Consider the following 302-nt stretch of genomic DNA (forward strand, 5'->3'; position numbering starts at 1 on the left):
GAAGTGGTTTGTGTAGGATAGGTGGGAGGCTTTGAAGCCAGGACGCTAGTTCTGGTGGAGCCGACCTTGAAATACCACCCTGACCCCTTTGAGGTTCTAACGGGACCTGTCTCTTATACACATCTGACGCTGCCGACGAACGAACAACAGTGTAGATCTCGGTGGTCGCCGGATGATTAAAAAGGGGGGGGGGGGGGGGGGGGGGGGGGGGGGGGGGGGGGGGGGGGGGGGGGGGGGGGGGGGGGGGGGGGGGGGGGGGGGGGGGGGGGGGGGGGGGGGGGGGGGGGGGGGGGGGGGGGGGG

At 70.5% G+C, this 302-nt stretch carries 1 rRNA gene; it reads left to right on the forward strand.

Features of this window, described 5'->3' with window-relative positions:
- A 23S ribosomal RNA gene (locus tag JHD64_RS21330) occupies positions 1 to 126 on the forward strand; the annotation flags it as partial.
- Positions 127 to 302: the final 176 nt, after the last annotated feature.

This window comes from Aquitalea sp. ASV15 (assembly GCF_016429115.1).
GTDB classification, from domain to species: domain Bacteria; phylum Pseudomonadota; class Gammaproteobacteria; order Burkholderiales; family Chromobacteriaceae; genus Aquitalea; species Aquitalea magnusonii.